The sequence below is a fragment of the Azotobacter armeniacus genome (genome assembly GCF_054779355.1).
Window position 1 is genome coordinate 1 of record NZ_BAAGYK010000070.1, and the last position, 2,142, is coordinate 2,142.

Here is a 2,142-nt window from a genome sequence, read left to right on the forward strand (position 1 = left end):
GTTGGGTGAGACGAAGACTGCGCTGCCTGCTCTGGCGGCAAGCAAGGCATCGTCAAGGCCGAACCACAATGCTGCGTCGGCAGCGACTGACGGAAGATCGTGCAGGGCGCTCGGCCCGAAACGGACAAGGTCCGTGGTGGAACTCGGGCGCACCCCCCATGAATGCGGCCTTCCCGAAACGCTTCTTCGACGCCTTGGGCTTGATCTCGCTGCTGGATACCCAGCGGCGCCTTCAGCGTCACCCATGAACCGCCGTATGCGGAACCGCACGTACGGTGGTGTGAGAGGGCGGTGGGAGTAATCCCGCTCCCTACTCGATGTGCCCGCGATTCAGCGGCGGGAGCTGGAGAGGCGCTTGCCGATCGCTTGCAGCATGACCGGCAGGTAATGCGCTGGTCCGCCTCCCGGTCCCAGGCCGGCAGCTTGCCGCCCGCATCGAGTACCGCCTGACGGCATCGGTCCAGATAGCAGGTAGGGTGGACAACGCTTTGCTTGTCCACCAGCCAGCGACTGGCATGATAGCCTGATTGCACCTCCTGGCCGACGGCGACCGCGAGGTCCACACCCTCGCCGCCCAAGGCTACTGACGCTAAACCGCTCGACCTCACAAGCAGATATCCGGCAGGACGCGAAGCTGACGTCATTCCCTCCCAGGAGTTGGTCGCTGGCGATGTTGTTCACGGCCAGAGGACGCCGGCGCGCCTGCCAAATTGGTATCCCTCGGCTCCTGCGGATGGGGAGCGGCGAACGGACTCCGCCTGTGCGTCAAGGATCGGGCGCAAGTCCAGGCCTGGTCATGTTTTCCTTGTAAATCAGTTGCTTGGCAGTCTTCTGCAAAGAATGCGGCTGAAGGCGCTGTTTTGCTGGCGGCTAGGAGTACCCCTCCTTAAGCATAAGATGGCGATTGTTTTATTGATCTATATCAATCGAATTGGTAGTTTCTGGGCCAAGGGAAACGAAACGGCGCAGACAGCGCCCCAACTCGTCCCAACTGGAATCGATTGGCAAAGATCGCTGGTATCATCCTCAGGGGAACCGCCATGAAAAAGTTCGGCATTCTGGCTCTGACCATCGGCATGTTGACCGCAAGCAGCGTCTACGCCGCTGAAATCGTCAGCGAAGTGGGCGACGAAACCTCCGGTCAGGCCACGGGCGGCATGACTGGCATGATGGCCGGGTCCGTGGGCGGTCCGATCGGTGCCGTGATCGGTGCCGGGGTTGGCGCGCTGTTCGGCGGTTCCGGTCAGAAGGCAGTCGGCGCTAGCGACCGCGCCTACGTCGTGCGCACCGACAGCGGCGAACTGAAGACGTACCGCTCGCCTAACTACGCTTTCGCCCCCGGCGACAAGGTTGTGATCTACGGCAACCGTCCGCGCCCGCTTGGCTGGACGCCCGAAACCGCCGAATCCTTTGCCTATAACGGCGTCAACTAACAAGTAGGGTGGACAACGCTTGGGTTGTCCACCGTCAACGTCACCGTCGCTGGCTCCCGCGACGGTCCAGTCGCACATCTTCCCCCAGCAGCGGCCACGACTTGGCTTACACCCTTGTTACCGAGGTGGTGCCGTTGATCGGCAGTCACTTGTTGTCGGCTCTTGTCAATCGTGATGGCGCAACAAATACTGTTTATAAATACAGAATTTGAGGTGCCGCCATGCCTTCCCCCGATGCTATCCAGGGCCATCGCATGAAGCCAAGCATTCTCATTCGAGTCCCAGCAGCTCGGCCCGATAGTCATCCGAGGTGTTGGCGATGAGCCGACGAGCCTTGAGGCTGCCCTTGCGCTGGCTCGGGTCCAGGCGGAGCAGGTTCAGCGCCAGTCGCTTCAGCGTGGCCAGGTTATGGGCCGCATGGGCGGTACGTGCGCGCATCCGGTCATCGGCAAACACCACGTCCAGGCACCAGTGCACGCGGTTCTCGATGCCCCAGTGCTGGCGGATCGCCGATGCCAACTGCTCGGCATCCGGCGCCAGGCTGCCGATGGAGTAACGTCGCTCATGCGAAACCCTGCCCTGCAAGTGGTGCTCCGACTCGATCACCCCGAAACAGCCGAGGTCGGGCCAGCGCTCGGGGTGAGCCAGGCAGGCCAGCTCGCCGAAAACATGACAGCGCCGGATTTCCAGCCGCCCATGGCCTTTTTCG

2 protein-coding genes are annotated in these 2,142 nt (G+C 62.1%); one reads left to right on the forward strand and one right to left on the reverse strand.

Annotated elements, in window-relative coordinates; all coding sequences use genetic code 11:
* Positions 1 to 1,040 precede the first annotated feature (1,040 nt).
* Positions 1,041 to 1,433, forward strand: coding sequence for a hypothetical protein (locus ACYVD0_RS11955; RefSeq protein WP_460427015.1), 393 nt, complete (start codon positions 1,041 to 1,043; stop codon positions 1,431 to 1,433).
* Between the two features lie 270 nt (positions 1,434 to 1,703).
* On the opposite strand, the gene ACYVD0_RS11960 is transcribed toward ACYVD0_RS11955, so the two are convergent.
* On the reverse strand, positions 1,704 to 2,142 hold a 439-nt coding region (locus ACYVD0_RS11960), incomplete at its 5' end, for an ISAs1 family transposase (protein WP_460427016.1).